The sequence below is a fragment of the Marinobacter sp. VGCF2001 genome, assembly GCF_049943275.1.
Classification (GTDB): Bacteria; Pseudomonadota; Gammaproteobacteria; order Pseudomonadales; family Oleiphilaceae; genus Marinobacter.
This window is the reverse complement of the sequence record NZ_JBNFVX010000010.1, coordinates 88,482-107,029: the sequence shown is the minus strand read 5'-3', so window position 1 is coordinate 107,029 and position 18,548 is coordinate 88,482. Positions and strand designations below refer to the sequence as shown.

The following is an 18,548-nucleotide window of genomic DNA, read 5'->3' as shown; positions in this document are numbered from 1 at the left end:
TGGTCAGGGCTTCATGAACAGGCTTTCATCCACGGTGTCTATCTGTTCGGCGTTCAGGTGTTGATCGCCATAGCGTCGATAGGTGCCGGACTCCACGAAGAGCTGGAATACGTCCCGGTCAATGTGTCCCCGCCGGGCCATGCCGTCCATAATGTGCAGTGATTCAGATAAGGTTTTGCCTTTCTTGTAAGGTCTGTCGACGGCGGTCAGGGCCTCGAAGATATCTGCAACGGCCATGATTTTTTCGGGAATGCTCATGTCTTTTCCCCGTAAGCCGAACGGATAGCCTTTACCATCCATGCGCTCGTGGTGGGTCCCGGCCAAACGTGGCACCCTGGCCAGACGATCAGGCAGGGGCAGGGCGTTCAGCATACAGACGGTCTGTACGATGTGTTCATTGATGCGGAAGCGTTCCTCTTCGGTCAGAGTGCCGTATTGCACGGTGAGGTTATGCAGCTCCCCGCGATTGTAGGCGTGCTCCGGCAGTGTCATATCAAAGCCCCAGACGTTGCGAGGGTCATCCCATTGTACCGGAGGCACCCGGCCATCCCAGAAGCGCAGGTGCCACGGCTTATCGGCGAGCAGAGGCTCGGTGGCCGGTAATGGGGCCTCCGGGATACCGGCCAGAGCCTGCTCTTCGTCGTCGGATAATCCCATTCGGTCACTGAAGTGACGCTGCCAGGTTTGTGCGCCAACGCGGATTATCCGCTGAACATCCTCATCAGACATTTTCTCACTGCCCAGGTTGGCTCCCGCCAGGAAACGGAAGTCTGCCTGCAGTTGCTCCTGAGCCTCGTTCCTCTGTTGTTCAGCCTTGTTCCGGTCTTCACCGTTGCAGCAGGCCTGCCAATACTGAATGTCAGCGTCTCGATGCAGTATTTCGAAGCGGGCGCGTATTTCATGGATCCGGTTGTAAATGGTCTCCAGTTTGACCGCCTTGTCGACGACATATTCCGGGCTGGTGATTTTCCCGCAGTCGTGTAACCAGGCCGCAAGATGGAATTCGTAACGTTCGTCTTCGCTCATGCGGAAGTCGGCAAATAGACCCTCTGAAGCCTGTTCAGCCTCGTCTGTGAGCATCTGGGCCAGCTTGGGTACTCGCTCACAGTGACCACCGGTATAGGGCGATTTTGCGTCTATCGCACCGGCGACCAGGCGAATGATGCCGTCGAGCAGGGCCTGTTGGCTTTCAATCAGTTCCCGGGTTTCAATAGCCACAGCTGCCGAGCCGGCGATTTCATCGACAAAGACAATCAAGTCGTCATTGAGATGGCTGTGCTCACCCACCTCCATCTCGATAATCAGGGCGCCAATGAGTTTTTTCTGGCGATTACGGAGGATGGCGAACACAGGCTGGCCGCGGATATGGGCCTTCAACTGACGGATGATTGCGTTGTCGCCCGCCTCCGGATCTACGGCGCTCAGACTGGCTGGTAGCGCCAGGTCGCGATTGACGGCCAGGTCCAGTTGCTGTTCCTGACTGGTATACAAATAGATGGCGCCGCGCTTCTGGCTGACAATAGTGATTATCTGGTCAAGGATATCCCGCAGCAGCTGGTGCAGATCCTGGCCCCGATTGAGCACCGTGGCGATACTCTGGAAGCTGCGGATGGTGCGGGCCATATCGTCCAGGGCAATGCTGAGCTCGGACGCCTCCCGAATATGGGATTCCGATCGAATGGCGGTGTCGAACCGGAACTTCGACAAATGGCTGACCCGGTCTGTCAGCTGCTCAAGCGGTTTGCCGACCTGCCGGCCCAGTAACCAGCCCAGTATTAACAACACCATCGCGAACCCTCCGGCGATGACGGTTTGATGCGCTAACGCCGCCCAGACATCCGCGAGAAGTTCGTCAGAGGGAATGGCAACCACAATGGAAAGCGACTCGTCGGGTAGGGTTTTCAGGGGTTCGACGATACCGTACCAATCCCGATCTTGCTGCTCAAAACGACGGACGTCCCGGGACGAGCCGCCGCCCAGAGTCCGGCGGATAACCGGGCCTGTTGCCTTATTGCCATCGGCGTCTGCGAGCAGTTCGCCGCCGCCACTGACAATCGCCAGCCGGCTGCCCTCGGTTTGCTTGAGTTGCGCCAGCTGCGCTCCCAGGTCGGATACTGTGACATCAATGCCGATGACTGTTCCAGGCGCGCCTGCAGCCCTTTGTGACAGGGTCAGGCCGGTCTCCTGGGTCGTGAAAAACACATAGGGGGAGGAGAGTTGCAGTTGCTCGCCGGTCCGCGCGGTGCGATACCATGGTCGGTCCCGGGGGTCGTAGTCGTAACTCGGCAGAGATCGGTGTTCGATCAGCTCAAGGTCGCTCGTATAAAAGCGCCAGACGCCCTGTCTCTGATTATGACGATGTTCCAGGCTCTGGAGCAGATAGCGACTGTTGGTCGGAGCGTCCGGAAACTGCTGCGATCCCGAAGGGTGGATTTTTCTGAACAGGAAGAAATCGCCGTTGTCATAACCCACGTACACTGCGCTGACGATGTCACTGCTGTCGAGTACGTCGGCAATAACGGGCAAGCGCTGCAGCCGCTGTGCCAGTGCAGAATGCTGCGTCAGGGGATCGTAGCGCAGCAGGGCCAGCGCAGTCGCGGGCGGTCGGGTGACGGCGTTGATGCGGTCGTCGACACTCAGGGCCAGTTGTCTGGCGGTGGCTGCGGCGGCAGTCACTTTGGCTTGCTCCATACCCCGGTAACTCTGTGCCACCAATACGATGGCCAGAACCAGCATTCCCAGGGTAATGGCTGAGGCGATCAGGAAGGCCAGGGATACCCGGGTTTTTCGTGTGGTCTTTTCCATGCAAAAAGATCCGGCAATCGGTGAAGGGCCTTATCAGTGTAGACGTTCCACAAGCGTTATTTTCACAGAACCATAGCGGGTGGCTTATGACGGCAGATCTGTTTTCCGATTTGATGGACGACGCCGCAATCGAGACCTTCGATGACGGCGTGGTTGTGCTGCGGCGTTATGCCTTGCCCTGGCAGCAAGAACTGATGAGCGATATTGACCGCGTGGCGCGGCAGAGCCCTTTTCGCCAGATGAGAACGCCGGGTGGCCACAAGATGTCGGTGGCCATGACCTGTTGTGGGCCGCTGGGTTGGGTTACCGATAAGGGAGGCTATCGTTACCAGCACCAGGACCCCATTACCCGGTCTGCCTGGCCGGCGATGCCGGAGCGTTTTTCCGAACTGGCGAGCACCGCAGCAGACACTGCGGGATTTCCCGGTTTCGAGCCGGATGCTTGTCTGGTTAACCGCTATCAACCGGGGGCCAAAATGGGGCTGCATCAGGACAAGGATGAGCAAGATTTTGCCTGGCCGATCGTGTCGGTCTCTCTGGGGCTGCCGGTTATGTTCCAGTTCGGTGGGCTCAGGCGCAGTGACCGGCCCGAGCGCATTCTGCTGGAGCACGGTGACGTGATTGTCTGGGGCGGCCCTGCGCGACTGCGCTATCACGGCGTGCTCTCTTTGAAGCCCGGAGAGCATCCCGTGACCGGGTCTGCGCGCTACAATCTTACGTTCCGCAAGGCGGGCTGACCATTACTGGAGCCAGGCCACCAGCAGACCAGCTACCAGGGAGAGTACCATCGGGCCAGCCACCAGCAGGCCGATTGTCCGGTTGCCGATGCTCCAGGCAATGCCGGATTTCACCAGATTATTCACCGCTGCCGCGATGACAATCCCCAGTACGGCTGCGTCCATGCCCAGCCCATCGTTGGACATACGGGTGAGCGACAGGGTGATGGCGTCAACGTCTGCGACGCCGGAGGTGGCTGCCAGGGCGTAGATGCCGGCATCGCCAAAGGCATTCTTGAGAAATTCCCCCAGTAAAAGAATGGCTGTCAGTAAGAGCCCGAACACCAGCGCCGAAGAAAGATCCAGCGGATTCTGGTTCATGCTGGGCTGGCTGACCTGCCGTTGCCGGGCACTCCGGCGCCAGATAATGAGCGCCGGGACGTAAAGCAGGAGGGTCATCATGGCCACGGGCCACACAAGGCTGGGCAAGAGGGCCTGGTTGATGACCAGGCAGTAAACCAGGATGCGGGGGAACATGGTGCCACAGGCAATCAGGATGCCGGCGGCAAACTGTGGGCTGAAATCCGGGTTTTTCGCCGATTGCCGGGCAAAGTGCAGGCTCAGGGCAGTGGATGAGCTCAGGCCGGCAAACAGGCTGGTGAACAGAATGCCCTTGCGGGCACCGGCGACGCGGATGGCAAAGTAACCGACAAACGAGATGGAGGCGATCATCACCACCATCCACCAGATTTCCCGCGGATTGAGCACGCCGCCGGGGCCCATGGCGGCATTTGGCAAAAGAGGCAGCATCACCACCGAAATCAGCAGCAGCTTCAGGGCGGCATCCAGTTCGCTGGCCTGGAGTTTATGCACCCAGCTGTGAATTTCCTGCTTGTTGTCCAGAATGAGGGCGGTGACCACGGCTGCCGCGGTGGCCATGACCGGATCGACCGCCACGGCCACCGCCCCGAAACAGAACGTCAGCAGCATGCCGACCATACCGGTGATGCTGAAGTTGCGGATATGTTCCAGACGCTCGCTGTACGCCACCAGCCCCATAGCCACGACACTCAGTAACAGAACCGGGAATGCCCAGGGGGTTATCTGTGCCGACAACACTGCGGCAATCCCGCCCAGCAACCCGACCAGGGAAAAGGTGCGGATACCGGCAATGCGTTCGCCGGATTTCTGTTCGCGGGCATCCCAACCCCGCTCCAGGCCGATGATAGCGCCCAGCAACAAGGCAACGGCCAGATTGATGGTGGTCTGGTTGGCTGCAAGGAACTGGCTTGCTACATCGTCCATGTGTTCGTCACCAAAAGAGTATTTGGGAGGCATTCTAGGCAATTCCCGATGCTTCGGCATCCCCGGATGGCTGATCAGGCCCTGTGCCTTACCTTGAGCGGCGCGTTCTGGTAAGCTTCGCGGCCCGATTTTGCAGTAACCCGGCTCCACTCAAGCGCAGCTCGCCAACACCGTGACGATGCTTCCATTCTGGCGTTTTATCTTTTCTTCACTGGCCTGAGTCAGTAGTGCGCGTCAGCTTTTCGTTCTTTGCCCGGCTGCCGGTGGATGTATGAATTAACCGTTATCCCTCTGAATATACTGGACTTACCCGATTATGGTGAACACGCTCAAGCAAAACTGGTTTTCCAATATCCGCGGCGATTTACTCGCCGGTGTCGTAGTCGCACTGGCGTTGATTCCGGAAGCGATCGCTTTTTCCATTATTGCCGGTGTCGACCCGAAGGTCGGGCTTTATGCCTCGTTCTGTATCGCCGTCATTATTGCCTTTGTTGGCGGCCGGCCAGGGATGATTTCGGCGGCTACCGGTGCCATGGCGCTGTTGATGGTGACGCTGGTGAAAGAGCACGGCCTGCAATACCTGCTGGCGGCGACGCTGTTGACCGGGGTTATCCAGATTGCCGCCGGTTATCTGAAGCTGGGAGGGCTGATGCGGTTCGTATCGCGCTCTGTGGTGACGGGGTTTGTGAATGCCCTGGCCATTCTGATTTTCATGGCCCAGTTACCGGAGCTGACCAACGTTACCTGGCACGTCTACGCCATGACCGCGGCGGGGCTTGGCATTATTTACCTGTTCCCGCTGATTCCAACGGTAGGTAAGCTGATTCCCTCACCGCTGGTCTGCATTGTTGGCCTGACCATCGTGTCCATGATGCTGGGGCTGGATATCCGTACCGTGGGCGACATGGGCGAGTTGCCGGATACGCTGCCGATATTCCTGTGGCCGGATGTGCCGCTGACTCTCGAAACCCTGATGATTATTCTGCCGTATTCTGTGGGTTTGGCGGTTGTCGGCTTATTGGAATCCTTGATGACGGCGACCATTGTGGATGACCTGACCGACACCACCAGTGATCGTAATCGCGAATGCCGAGGCCAGGGCATTGCCAATATTGGCTCCGGTCTGCTGGGCGGCATGGCCGGCTGTGCCATGATCGGGCAGTCGATTATCAACGTGAAATCCGGTGGTCGTACTCGTTTGTCCACGCTGACGGCGGGAGTTTTCCTGCTGATTCTGGTACTGGTGCTGGACAAGTGGCTGGTGCAGATTCCCATGGCCGCGCTGGTGGCGGTGATGATCATGGTGTCGATTGGTACCTTCAGCTGGGACTCCATCCGCAATCTCAGGGAGCACCCTTTGTCCACGAACATCGTGATGCTGGTGACCGTGATCGTGGTGGTGGCTACCCACAACCTGGCATTCGGTGTACTGGCCGGCGTGCTGCTGGCGGCCCTGTTCTTTGCCAATAAAGTGGGGCGCTACATGCTGGTGACCTCGGAACTGGACGAAGCCACCGACACGCGTCGCTACACCGTCGTGGGGCAGGTTTTCTTCAGTTCGTCGGAAAAATTCCTGGAATCCTTTGACTTCAAGGAAGCCGTGGACAATGTTGTGATAGACCTGAGCCGGGCGCATTTCTGGGATATCACCGCCGTAGGTGCGCTCGACAAGGCGGTGATCAAGTTCCGCCGGGAAGGCTCTGATGTGGAAGTGATTGGCCTGAACGAGGCCAGTGCCACCATCGTTGACCGTTTCGGGGTGCACGACAAGCCCGAGGCCGTTGATCAGTTGATGGGGCACTGATATGACCCACACCAAAGAAAACTCTGAAATTCGCAGCAATAATAACAACCAGAACCAACAGCAAGGCGAGGCAGTTATGGCGGCAGACAAGCTTAGAATTGTGGCGTGTATCGATGGTTCCCGGGCCGCCCCGGCGGTCTGTGATTATTCCGCGTGGGCAAGCCGGCATATGGAAACATCGCTGATGCTGCTGCACGTTCTGGATGAAGAACGTTATCCGGCCGAGCCCGATCTGGCGGGCAGCATTGGTCTGGGCAGCCGCGAGCATCTGCTCGATGAACTGGCAGAGCTGGATCGCAAGCGTTCCAAGCTGGCCCTGGAACATGGCCACCATATGCTGGACGAAGCCGAGGCCCGGGTAAAAACAGCAGGGGTGGGAAACACCGTCAAGCGCCAGCGCCACGACAACCTGTCTGAAGCTCTGATTGCGCTGGAAAAAGAAACCCGGTTGTTTGTCATGGGGCTGCACGGCGAGAGCAGCTCCGACCGTGACGTTCATATGGGTAGCCAGCTTGAGACGGTGATTCGCAGCGTTCACCGTCCGATCCTGCTGGTGCCGGATGAATACCGTGAACCCAAAAGCGCCATGGTTGCCTTTGACGGCAGCGAGACCGCCTTCAAGGGTATTGAAATGATTGCTGCCAGCCCGGTACTTCGCGGTATGCCGCTGCACCTGGTGATGGTGGGTGCCGATACCGCAGATCGCTGGGAGCAACTGAAAAAGGCGGAAAAAATGCTGCAGGGGCTGGGCGTGGAGATCACGCTGGCGATTCGGGCGGGTGATGTTGAGCCCACCCTGCATTCTTACCAGGAAGAGCAGGATATCGACATTCTGGTGATGGGAGCCTATGGCCACTCGCGGATTCGCCAGTTCCTGGTAGGCAGCACCACCACGACCATGCTGAAAACGGCGCATAAACCCCTGGTTATTCTCCGGTAGGGTCAAGCCATTGCTCAAACTCAGCGGGACAGGGCCGATGTTTAGCCGGGTGTTTTGCGCCCTGCTAGTGTCGTGGCTGTTCACCGGCTGTGCAGGAGGTATCCAGGCCATGGAGCACGGGCCGGTTGTTACCGTAACAGCAAAGCCAGACGCATTTTTGCAGGCGCATTATCAGCAACAGGCCGAGGCCGGACTGCCTGCGGTAAAACTGCTGAACACCGGGCAAGAAGCATTGCGGGCCCGGGCAGCCCTTATTGAAACCGCCAACCAGCGCATTGATGCCCAGTATTATATCTGGAATGACGACGGCAGTGGCCGCTACCTGGCCAGCAGGCTGGCGGCGGCAGCGGACCGTGGCGTGGTGGTCCGGCTCTTGCTGGATGATATCAATGTCGTGGGTAAGGAATCTCTGTTTGCGCTGCTGGATTCGCACCCCAACATCCGCGTTCGCATCTTCAATCCGTCCCGTTCACGGGACGGGGTTGGCCGATGGCTCTCGTTTCTCACCGATTTTGATCGTATCAACCGGCGGATGCACAACAAGACCTTTGTGGTGGACGGGCTTGTGGGCATTGCGGGCGGCCGGAATGTGGGGGACGAGTACTTCGGCCTGCATCCGTCTCTGAATTTCCGGGATCGCGATGTCATGGTGCTGGGGCCTCTGGCGGGCGACATGACCGGCAACTTCGAGGCCTATTGGCGAAGCCCCTGGTCATTGCCGCTGGAACGTCTTTACCCGAAACCGGAAAAAACCGCGGCCGGACTGCGTGCACTGATCAAGACAGCCGGAATCCAAATGGATGCCCCGGCGCTGCCAACGGAAAAACCGGCGGCCCGGGCTTATCTGGGGGAGCTGTTTGCAGATTCGGTGTCTGCCTCCGCTGAACTTGTGTTCGATCCGCCACCGGAAAATCCCGACGCGCCGGCCGATACCCCTCAGCAAACAGCCGAGACGCTTTACCAACTGGTTGAACGCGCGCGCTCCGAGATTCTGATCGAATCTGCGTATCTGATTCTCACCGACGAGCAGTTGCAGGCGGTCAATGATCTGGGCAAGAGCGAGCTGGAGGTGGCGGCGGTGACCAATTCACTGGCCACCAATGACCTGGTCACCAACCATTCCGGCTACGCCCGTTGGCGCCGTGCGATGCTGGCGCAGGGCATGGAGTTGCACGAATTACGGCCGGATGCGCCTGCGTGTAAACGCTGGGTCGAGGCCCTGGCGGCCTGTGACGGCGGCGAAGTGAGCCTGCACTCCAAGGCGGTGGTGTTTGACCGGAACACTCTGTTTATCGGGTCTTTCAATGTGAACCTTCGCTCGATCTATCTCAATGGCGAAACGGCGCTGGTGATACGCAGCCCCGAGCTTGCCGGAGGGGTTGCCGACGATATCCGCTATGCCATGGAGCCGGTGAACAGCTGGCGGGTCGATCTCAACGACAGCAATGAACTGGTCTGGCGTTCGGAAGGCGAGGACCTGTACCACGAGCCCGAGGTGGGTTTCTGGCGCAGAGCAATGTCGCGAATGCTGTCCTGGCTGCCGATCGAGAAGTATCTTTAAGGGCTGGGGCAGCCGCCAGCTTAAACCTCGTTTCCTGCCGCAACACCGGAAGCCCAGGCCCACTGGAAATTGTGCCCGCCGAGGTGCCCGGTAACATCCACCACTTCCCCGATAAAGAAGAGATTCGGCCGCTCCAGCACCGCCATGGTTTTGGAGGAGAGCTGGCGAGTGTCGATTCCGCCGAGTGTGACTTCCGCTGTCCGGTAACCTTCGGTGCCACCGGGTTTGATGGTCCAGTTGCCCAGGGTGTTGGCTATCTGTTCGATATCCTGATTGCGGCAGGCTTGAAGCGGCCCGTTCCAGCCCTGTAATTCGTTGAAAGCCTGAGCGAAACGCTTGGGCAGGTGCTGGTTCAGGTAGTGCGCCAGCGTGGATTGCGGTTTGTCTTTACGAAGTTGCAGCAGGTCGTCCCGGATGTCGCGGGCGGGCAGCAGATTAATGTGTACGGCGTCTCCTGGCTGCCAGAAGCTGGACACCTGCAGCATGGCTGGCCCGCTCAGCCCGCGATGGGTAACCAGCATGGGCTCACGGAAATGCTGGTTGGCGCAATGCGCATCCACGGGGCAGCTGACCCCGGATAGTGGTGCGAGTTGTTGTTTCAGTTCTGGCTGAAGGGTAAACGGCACCAGGCCTGCCCGCGTAGGCAATACCTTCAGGCCAAACTGTTTGGCCAGTTCGTAACCAAACCCGGAGGCACCCATGGTGGGAATAGACAGGCCGCCAGTCGCCACCACCAGGGATTCGCAGCTCAGCACACCGCTGCCGGTCACCACCTGGTAACCATGGCTGATCTCCCGCACCCTCCGGACCTCGGTTTTCAATCGAACCTCTGCGCCTGCCCATTCACATTCCGTCAGCAGAACATTGAGGATGTCTTTGGCACTGTCCCGGCAGAACAACTGGCCGGGAGCTTTTTCTTCATATTCGACGCCATGGCGATCCACCAGATCCAGGAAATCCTGGGGGGTATAACGCTTCAGGGCTGATATGCAGTAGTGCTGGTTGTCGGACAGGAAATTGGCGGGTGTGCTGTTCAGATTGGTGAAATTGCAGCGCCCGCCGCCGGACATCAGAATCTTTTTGCCCGGCTTGTTGGCATGATCCAGCACCAGCACGCGCCGACCCCGGTAGCCGGCCGTGGCGGCACACATCAGCCCGGCTGCGCCGGCGCCGATGATGATTACGTCATACGCTGAAGATGAACCTGCCATGAGACTGCCTGCCGTTGATGAAAAACGCGGGGCAGTATACCAGCCTCAGGGCAGAGACACGGAGCCTTCCATGTAGAAGACGGCCTGGCCGGCGATGGCCACGCGCTCGCCCCGGAGTTCGCAGCGCAGTTCGCCGCCGCGGGCAGAAATCTGGCGGGCCCTGAGAGCCGTTTTGCCGAGCCTTTCGGCCCAGTAGGGCACCAGTACGCTGTGGATGGAGCCGGTGACGGGGTCCTCGTCGATACCGGCACCGGGAGCAAAATAGCGGCTGACAAAATCGCAGTTCGTTCCCGGGGCGGTCACAATCAGGCCCTGGTTGCCCAGTTCAGCCAGCTTGCGGTTATCCGGGTTTGCGCTCCGCACCTCGTCCTCGGAACCCAGCACCACCATGTAATTGGTGTCGTTATGCACATAGAAAGACTCGGCCGGCGCCCCGGGCAAAGCCTCCAGAACCAGCGCCGGTGTTGGCCTGTGCTCGAAGGGCAGGTTAGGGAAATCCAGCTCCAGCCATCCTTCTGGCCTCCGGGTAACCGCCAGCGGACCACTTTGCGAATGGAAACGCACGGTGTCGCCCGCCCAGTTCAGCCGGTTGAACACCACCCATGCCGAGGCCAATGTGGCATGGCCACACAGGGGGACTTCCACCGCGGGCGTAAACCAGCGGATGTGAAAATCCGCCGGGTCGGACTCCGGTAGCCGCATCAGAAACGTGGTCTCCGACAGGTTGTTCTCAAGCGCTATTGCCTGCATTTCTTCGTCTGGCAGCCATCGGTCCAGCGGCATAACAGCCGCCGGATTGCCGCCGAACAGGGTGTTGGTAAAAGCATCGACCTGATAAATCGGTGTGGTGTTCATTGGCTCTTCCTGTTGGGGTTGGTCAGAGAATGTCTGGCTCGCGAACGGGCGAAGCGCTGCAATTCCCGCTCACTGTAGCAATGGACTTCCGGCAGCGGGCGGTTGCCGGTGAGAATCCAGTGGTTGTGGCCGGCCGGGATCACCTGGATGCCCTCCCGGGCCAGGCCTTGTATGGTTTTGAGGTGAAGGCCGTTGCCTGTAGTAGCGTCTGCACCGGCAAGGTTGAACAGGTCTTTCTGACTGGCTCTGGATCTATCTGGTTGTTGATTAAAACGCTCGTGGGTTTTCTGTACCTGTGCCATGGTGAAACTCCTTCTTCAGTGGATGGCTTTATTGTTCGCCTATCCGTGTTGCCATAACAGATTCAGTTAACCAGGCATTGAATCGGTACAGATGGCTTATAATCTGAACTGTGCTGGCCGAAAAGTAGCCAATCTGTACTGCCTGAATTGGCGCCGGATCTGCTGCAATAGATATTGACCGGCCCACCGTAAACAGGGAGATGACCATGGGCGTGCTTTATAACCAGGTGGCAGATCAGCTGCAGGGGCTGATCCGGGATGGCGTTTACCGGGAGGGGGAACGGTTGCCCGGGGTTCGGGTGCTCAGCCGCCAGTTCGGCGTGAGCATTTCCACCGTGCTTCAGGCCCACCAGACGCTGGAAGCCCGCGGCTATCTGCAGGCCAGGGAGCGCAGCGGCTATTTCGTAGGGATGCCTGCCAAGGACGTGCCGGAGCCCAGAATGTCAGAACAACGCAGCCAGCCGCTGCCGGTGTCTGCCCGGGAAATGACGCTGGATCTGTGCGCGGACGAGCAGAAGCGCATGGTGCCGTTGGCAACCGCCATACCCCACCCGGATTATCTGCCGTTGCGGCAGATCCAGCAGAGCACCCTGTGGGCTGCCCGGCGGGGCCTGGAAACCCTGGATTATGCCTTCCCGGGCAAGGAATCCTTTCGCCGGCAGATTGCCCAGCGCATGGCCAGCCTTGGCGTGCCGATCTCCCCAGACGATGTGCTTGCCACCAATGGTGCCCAGGAAGCCATCATTCTGGCCCTGCGAGCGGTCACCCAGCCCGGTGACATTGTGGCCGTGGAATCGCCATCTTTTCCGGGCATCCTGCAGGCGCTGGAAGTCGTAGGGCTGCGGGTGATAGAGATTCCAACCCATCCGTCCGATGGCATCAGTCTGGAGGGTCTTCAACTGGCCCTGGAGCAGTGGCCTTTAAAAGCCTGTGTGGTGGTGCCGAACCACAGTAATCCCATGGGTGCCCGGATGACGGACGAGCGCAAGCAGCAGCTGGTGGCCATGCTGGCGGCCGCTAATGTGCCGTTGATTGAAGATGATATCTATGGCGATCTGTACCACACGGGTGAACGACCGCGGCCGGCCAAGGCCTTTGATCGTGCCGACAACGTGATCTACTGCAGTTCCTTCTCGAAAACCATTTCACCGGGCCTGAGACTGGGCTGGATGATTCCCGGCCGACACATGGCCAGTGCCCGCCAGCACAAATATTTTGTGAACCTGGCAACCTCGTCCATTCCACAGCTGGCGGTGGCGCATTTTCTGGAGCAGGGCGGTTACGACCGATATTTGCGCGGTGCCAGGCAACACTTCCGGGAGGCGACCGAGAGGCTGCGATCGTCCGTGGCCCGGTCATTCCCGGAGGGCACGGCGGTCAGCCGACCCCAGGGTGGGTTTGTGCTATGGGTGCAGCTGCCGGATGGTGTGTCCGGTACCGAAGTGTATCGGCGGGCCCGGGCAGAAAACATCAATGTAGCGCCGGGGCTGATGTTTTCTACCACCAACAAGTTCGAGAACTGTCTGCGGCTGAACGGCGGCAACCCCTGGACGGACCGCCTGGAGACCGCGGTGATACGGCTGGGCTCTCTGGCCCACGAAGTCCAGCGTCAATCCGGCTGAGTGGGCTGCCTGAGTTCAAGTGGATCCAACAAACCCGCGGCAATGGCGACTCCGGTCACATCCGGCAGGCGCTCCGCACCCAGGCGCTTCATTACCCTTGCCCGGTACAGGTCGATGGTTTTGACGCTGACATCCAGCTGCTCGGCAATTTCCTTGCTGGTATAGCCCTGGGCCAGGGGCAGGAACACATCCTTTTCACGGCGGGTTAGGCTGGCCAGCCGTGCTTCGGTGTCGGCAGTTGGGGCCGTCATGGGGGCAGTCTCGCCGGAATCCTGCAAGGCCTGTTGCACGCTGTCCAGTAACAGCTGCTCGTTGAACGGTTTTTCGATGAAGTCGAAGGCACCGGATTTGAATGCGCGTACCACAATGGGCACATCGGCGTGGCCGGAGACGAAAATGATGGGCACATCCAGGCTTCGCTTCTGCAGCTCCTCCTGAACGTTCAGCCCACCCAGCCCGGGCATCCGGATATCGAGAATCACACAGCCCGGCTTCAGGTCTTCCACTGCCTCGAGAAACTGGCGGCCATCGCTGTAGGCATTGACGTTCAGGCCAACGGATTCGAGCAGCCACTGGGTGGATTCGAGCATACCGGCATCGTCATCGACCACATAAACGGTGTTGTCACTGTCGGGCATCAGGGGGTGTCTCCTGGTGAAAGGGCAGAATCTGGGGTGCGATGTGCGGGCGATAGTCGATTTTGATGGGGTGGGAATCGGCAAATCAGGGCCAGGCCTCCGGTACTGGCGGGCATGGCATCGAGAAAGCCGCCAAAGCCTTCGATGATCGAGCGGCTCATGGAAAGCCCTAGCCCCAGGCCTTTGGGTTTGCTGGTGAAAAACGGCTGGAACATCTGGCGGATGCCTGCCTCGCTCAGGCCCGTACCCTCGTCGGTCACCTGAATCAGTGTCTCGTGCTGCTCGTTAATGCAGGTGGTGACCACAACACGGGAGGGGCGACTGCTTTCAACCTTTGCTTCGACATTGGCTTCGATGCCGTTGCGAATCAGGTTAATGAGTACCTGTTCAAGTAGCACCGGATCTGCAGTAATGACGGGCGAATCCGCTGCCAGGTGATCCTGCAGGCGTACGCCGTTCTTTTCTGCTTCCCAGTGGCACAGTTTCACCACATCGCTGATCACCGCGTTGAGCGACACCGGTGCCATCTGTTTCTGGCCTTTGCGCAGGAATGCCCGCAGGCGCTTGATCACCTCCGATGCTCTGTTCGCATGGTGGACGATTTTCTGCAGGCCATCGTCGACTTTCAGCAGTCGCTCCGGATGGTCTGCGGCCCCTTTCAGGAACCGCTGGCTGGCACTGGCAAAATTGACGATTGAGGCCAGCGGCTGATTCATTTCGTGGGCGATGCTCGACGCCAGTTCGCCGAGGGTGGCCAGCCGGGCGGTGTGGGCCAGTTCATCGGCCAGCAGCCGGTTCTGTTCTTCCGATTCCACCCGGGCAGTAATATCCCGGGACACGCTGATGACTTCCACGACAGCCCCGGTGTAGGTTTCTCGTATGGCCCGGCTGGCAATCTCGAACCAGCGCCGGCTGCCGTCGCGATGATGAAGCTCCAGCGTCAGGGTGGCGTAGCCGTCTTCCCGCAACCGGTGCCTGGTGTCTGCCAGCTTTTCCGGCAGGTTGTCGCCCTGGAAGACGTCCCCCAGTGCTTTGCCCCGCAATTCTTCCGGCCAGTAACCCAATAATCGCCATGATGCGGGCGTTGCATCAATAAAGCTGCCGTCAGGCGCATGACGGGAGATCAGGTCCGTGGTGTTTTCTGTAATCAGGCGGTACAGGCGGTTGGAGCGGATAGCCTGTTCCTGGTCAAGAATGTCTGTCGTGGCATCCCGACCCCGCACCAGCACCTCTGACCCCCCGGCGAGCGGCACAAAGTTCCATAGGTAAATCCGGTCTGCGAACCGCGATTCCACGTTTTCAATGGCGCGCCCCTGGTTGAGGGTGGCCTGGATCAATGCCGCCGCGTTTACCGGCAACAACCGCTCCGGCGACGCCAGGCGACTGGCCAGCAGGAGCTCATGAGCCGCAGGATTGCAGCCGGTTACCTGTGCTTCTGAATCCAGAATCATCGTGGGTTGCGGGTCGCTGTCCAGTAACGGGTTGATTTTCTTGATATCGTTAGGAATGCTCATGAGTATAGTGGTTTTACCATAATACCTTGGTAGAGTTTCTAGTATTTTTTCTGTGGTCTACCATTTTTGGCAATGCTGATTATAGCTGTTTTAGCGATTCGTCTGTATACGCCATAAAAACAACATTCGAGTTAGAGGACCACACCAATGACGTCAATTTTTGACCAGGGCCTTGAGCCCCGCGATGCAAACTACGCTGTGCAGTCTCCCATTGATTTTATCGAGCGCACAGCCAATGTATACCCGGATTACCCGGCAATCATCCATGGGGCCATCCGCCGAACCTGGTCAGAAACCTACGACCGGTGTCTGCGCCTGGCCTCTGCGTTGAAAGGCCGTGGCATTGGCCGTGGAGATACAGTTGCGGCGATGCTGCCGAACATCCCCGCCATGGTGGAATGTCATTTCGGCGTGCCCATGATTGGTGCCGTTCTGAATACCCTGAACGTGCGGTTGGATGCCGAAGCTATCGCCTTCATGCTGGAGCATGGCGAAGCGAAGGTAGTCATTGCCGACCGGGAGTTCGGTGAAGTCGTCAAAGAGGCGGTCAGCCGGCTTGAAAACAAGCCTCTGGTCATTGATGTGGATGATCCCGAATACGGTGAGGGGGTTCAGGTCAGTGATCTGGATTATGACGCTTTCCTGCAGGAGGGCGATCCTGAATTCCAGTGGAACTTCCCGGAAAACGAGTGGGATGCCATTTCCCTGAACTACACCTCGGGCACCACGGGCAATCCCAAGGGTGTGGTGTATCACCATCGTGGTGCCTACATCAATGCGCTGGGCAATCAGACCGTCTGGTCGATGGGTATGCATCCGGTGTACCTGTGGACCCTGCCGATGTTCCACTGTAACGGCTGGTGTTTCCCCTGGACCATCACGGCGATGGCCGGTACACACGTCTGCTTGCGCCGGGTCGATCCGGAGAAAATTCTGCAGCTGATTCGTGATCACCAGGTGACCCATATGTGCGGAGCGCCGATTGTTCTGAATGCGCTGCTGAATGCGTCTCCGGAAGCCAAGGCCGGGATCGAGCACGAGGTGAAGTCGATGACCGCAGGCGCAGCGCCCCCCGCACAGGTCATTGGTGCTATCGAAGAGCTGGGTATCAAGGTCACCCACGTTTACGGCCTGACGGAAGTCTATGGCCCGGTCACCGTTTGCGCCTGGAAATCCGAGTGGGACGAGCTGCCGCTGCAGGAGCGCGCCAAAATCAAGGCTCGCCAGGGTGTGCGTTATCACACGCTGGGCGGCACCATGGTCGGAGACCCGAACACCATGCAGCCAGTGCCCAAAGACGGTAAAACCATTGGCGAGATTTTCCTGCGCGGTAACACCGTGATGAAAGGCTACCTGAAGAATCCCAAGGCCACCGAGGAAGCGTTCCGGGGCGGGTGGTTCCACACCGGCGACCTGGCGGTGTGGCACGAAGACGGTTACATGGAAATCAAGGACCGCCTGAAAGATATCATCATCTCCGGTGGTGAGAACATTTCCACCATCGAAGTGGAAGACACGCTGTACCGTCATCCGGCGGTCATGGAGGCCGCCGTGGTGTCCCGGCCGGACGAGAAGTGGGGCGAAACACCCTGTGCCTTCATCACCCTGAAACCCGAAGCCGGCGATGTCTCTGAAGACGACATCATCAGCTTCTGCCGGGAGCACCTGGCCCGGTTCAAGGTGCCGAAGACGGTGGTCTTCACCGACCTGCCAAAAACCTCAACGGGCAAGATCCAGAAGTTCGTGTTGAGGGACCAGGCCAAAGAACTGAACTGATTCCTTGAACGGCTGCGTCCTCACCGGGCGCGGCCAACCTCTCCACAAAAACAACACAGGCTGGCATCTGGAACAGGGTGTCTGGAGGTATCGTTATGCAAATGTTTCACCGAAAAAATGGGGAAGAGCAGCCGTTCTGGCCGGCGGGTCCCTTTAAAATAAGACTGCCCTTTGTCCATTACCGCTGGGAATTCGCGGAAATGGTGCAGGCGCTGATTATGTTCGTGGTCAGTCTGGCCATGATTCCCCTGCTGGAAAAATACCTGGGCGTGCCCTACGACGTGGCGCTGGCCTATGTGGTGGTGTGTGGTATCGGCTTTATGCTGCCTGCGCTGCTGGGGGTACCGCTGGTGCCGGGCTGGATTACCCCGGGCATCCCGGTGGTGCTGCTTTTCCTCTCCGATTACGAACCCGGCCCCGAGGCTATTCAGGCGCTGTTTGCCTTGCAGTTCCTGGTGTTTCTGATTTTCCTGATTCTGGGTGTTACCCGCCTGGGCAGTAAGCTGGTGGAGTGGATTCCCCGTTCCATGAAAGGCGGTATCATCATTGGTGCCGGTATTGCCGCATTAATGGGTGAAATCGAAGCCGGTGGCCGCCTGGCCAACACGCCGATCTCCCTGATTGTGGGCGGCCTGGTGTGTCTGTACCTGATGTTCTCGGTGTCGTTCAAAGGTTTTGTCGACAAGAGCAACATTGCCCGCAAGATTGCCAACTACGGCATGGTGCCGGGCATGGTGGTCGCCATTCTGGTGGGTTTTGCCACCGGTGAGTACGCCGTTCCGAACGTGGAGTGGGGCATCACCAAGCCGGCCTTCGACCAACTGTGGAACTACCTGCCGTTCAGTGTCGGCTTCCCGGATGCGAGCGTGTTCCTGTACGCCATTCCGACCGCGGTCATTGCCTATGTTATTGCCTTCGGTGACATTGTGGTGGGCCAGTCCCTGATGAACCGTGTTGATCATCTGCGCAAAGACGAAGACATCGACAACAGTATTGACCGGGTACACCTGGTGACCGCACTGCGTAACGGTGGCCATGCTTTCTTTGCGCCATACCCCGGCCTGGCCGGCCCGATCTGGACGGCGGTCACCGCCACCATGGCCGAGCGCTACAAGTATGGCCGCAATGCCATGGACTCCATCTACAGCGGTGGCGGTACCTTCTGGATTACCGGCTTCATTGCCCTGTTCGTGCTGCCGCTGGTGAGCTTTTTCCAGCCGGTCCTGCCGATTGCGCTGTCGCTGACCCTGCTGCTGACCGGTTACATCTGTTTGATGGTGGGCCTGGAACAACTGGAGAATAATACCGAGCGCGGCATTGCCGGTACCATGGGCGTGGTGCTCGCGGTATACGGCGCAGGCTGGGGCCTGGCGACCGGTGCGGTACTGTACTTCCTGATTGAGCGCACGCACCTGCTCGGATTCACGCCGGACCCGGAAGCACCGGGTGCGGAACCCATCAAAGAGCACTGAACCTGATGCCGCTGTCTTCGGCGGCGG

At 58.9% G+C, this 18,548-nt stretch carries 14 protein-coding genes; 7 read left to right on the top strand and 7 right to left on the bottom strand.

The annotated features are described in order from the left end of the window. Window positions 1-3 precede the first annotated feature (3 nt). Window positions 4-2,805, bottom strand: coding sequence for an HD domain-containing phosphohydrolase (locus tag ACP2AU_RS11305; RefSeq protein ID WP_426376289.1), 2,802 nt, complete (start codon window positions 2,803-2,805; stop codon window positions 4-6). An 86-nt stretch (window positions 2,806-2,891) separates the two neighbouring features. On the opposite strand from ACP2AU_RS11305, the gene alkB reads away from it, so the two are divergent. Beyond that, window positions 2,892-3,542, top strand: a complete 651-nt coding sequence (alkB, locus tag ACP2AU_RS11300) for a DNA oxidative demethylase AlkB (RefSeq protein WP_426376287.1) — start codon at window positions 2,892-2,894, stop codon at window positions 3,540-3,542. Window positions 3,543-3,545: 3 nt separating this feature from the next. Here alkB and ACP2AU_RS11295 read toward each other — a convergent pair whose 3' ends face one another. After that, complete coding sequence (locus tag ACP2AU_RS11295; protein ID WP_426376309.1) at window positions 3,546-4,826, bottom strand: MgtC/SapB family protein; 1,281 nt, start codon at window positions 4,824-4,826, stop codon at window positions 3,546-3,548. 316 nt (window positions 4,827-5,142) lie between these two features. Here ACP2AU_RS11295 and ACP2AU_RS11290 point away from each other — a divergent pair, with 316 nt between their 5' ends. Genes ACP2AU_RS11290 through ACP2AU_RS11280 form a run of 3 tightly spaced genes read left to right on the top strand, consistent with a single transcriptional unit; the run spans window position 5,143 to window position 9,131 of the window. Then, on the top strand, window positions 5,143-6,630 hold the full coding sequence (locus ACP2AU_RS11290) for a SulP family inorganic anion transporter (RefSeq protein ID WP_426376285.1): 1,488 nt from the start codon (window positions 5,143-5,145) through the stop codon (window positions 6,628-6,630). 1 nt (window position 6,631) lies between these two features. Beyond that, window positions 6,632-7,570, top strand: a complete 939-nt coding sequence (locus ACP2AU_RS11285; RefSeq protein WP_426376283.1) for a universal stress protein — start codon at window positions 6,632-6,634, stop codon at window positions 7,568-7,570. Between the two features lie 37 nt (window positions 7,571-7,607). Beyond that, window positions 7,608-9,131: a phospholipase D family protein gene (locus ACP2AU_RS11280; protein WP_426376281.1), complete on the top strand. Its 1,524-nt coding sequence runs from the start codon at window positions 7,608-7,610 to the stop codon at window positions 9,129-9,131. Between the two features lie 20 nt (window positions 9,132-9,151). On the opposite strand, the gene ACP2AU_RS11275 is transcribed toward ACP2AU_RS11280, so the two are convergent. Genes ACP2AU_RS11275 through ACP2AU_RS11265 form a run of 3 tightly spaced genes read right to left on the bottom strand, consistent with a single transcriptional unit; the run spans window position 9,152 to window position 11,499 of the window. Continuing rightward, window positions 9,152-10,342, bottom strand: a complete 1,191-nt coding sequence (locus tag ACP2AU_RS11275) for an NAD(P)/FAD-dependent oxidoreductase (protein WP_426376280.1) — start codon at window positions 10,340-10,342, stop codon at window positions 9,152-9,154. Between the two features lie 45 nt (window positions 10,343-10,387). Beyond that, on the bottom strand, window positions 10,388-11,197 hold the full coding sequence (locus ACP2AU_RS11270) for a PhzF family phenazine biosynthesis protein (protein WP_426376279.1): 810 nt from the start codon (window positions 11,195-11,197) through the stop codon (window positions 10,388-10,390). After that, window positions 11,194-11,499, bottom strand: a complete 306-nt coding sequence (locus ACP2AU_RS11265; protein ID WP_426376277.1) for a hypothetical protein — start codon at window positions 11,497-11,499, stop codon at window positions 11,194-11,196. The genes ACP2AU_RS11270 and ACP2AU_RS11265 overlap by 4 nt, the downstream gene beginning before the upstream one ends. A gap of 206 nt (window positions 11,500-11,705) precedes the next feature. On the opposite strand from ACP2AU_RS11265, the gene ACP2AU_RS11260 reads away from it, so the two are divergent. After that, complete coding sequence (locus ACP2AU_RS11260; RefSeq protein ID WP_426376276.1) at window positions 11,706-13,121, top strand: PLP-dependent aminotransferase family protein; 1,416 nt, start codon at window positions 11,706-11,708, stop codon at window positions 13,119-13,121. On the opposite strand, the gene ACP2AU_RS11255 is transcribed toward ACP2AU_RS11260, so the two are convergent. After that, entirely contained in the window at window positions 13,109-13,759 is a 651-nt protein-coding gene (locus tag ACP2AU_RS11255; protein ID WP_426376275.1) for a response regulator transcription factor, read from the bottom strand. The genes ACP2AU_RS11260 and ACP2AU_RS11255 overlap by 13 nt on opposite strands. Further along, the gene (locus ACP2AU_RS11250) at window positions 13,759-15,273 is read right to left on the bottom strand and encodes a PAS domain-containing sensor histidine kinase (RefSeq protein WP_426376273.1); all 1,515 of its coding nucleotides are present in this window, start codon (window positions 15,271-15,273) and stop codon (window positions 13,759-13,761) included. Before ACP2AU_RS11250 ends, ACP2AU_RS11255 begins: the two co-directional genes overlap by 1 nt. A gap of 147 nt (window positions 15,274-15,420) precedes the next feature. On the opposite strand from ACP2AU_RS11250, the gene ACP2AU_RS11245 reads away from it, so the two are divergent. Further along, window positions 15,421-17,049 carry an acyl-CoA synthetase gene (locus ACP2AU_RS11245; protein WP_426376272.1) on the top strand — a complete coding sequence of 543 codons (1,629 nt, stop codon included), beginning with the start codon at window positions 15,421-15,423 and terminating at the stop codon, window positions 17,047-17,049. A 95-nt stretch (window positions 17,050-17,144) separates the two neighbouring features. Continuing rightward, a complete protein-coding gene (locus ACP2AU_RS11240) occupies window positions 17,145-18,521 on the top strand; it encodes a solute carrier family 23 protein (protein ID WP_426376271.1) in 1,377 nt (458 codons plus the stop codon). Window positions 18,522-18,548: the final 27 nt, after the last annotated feature.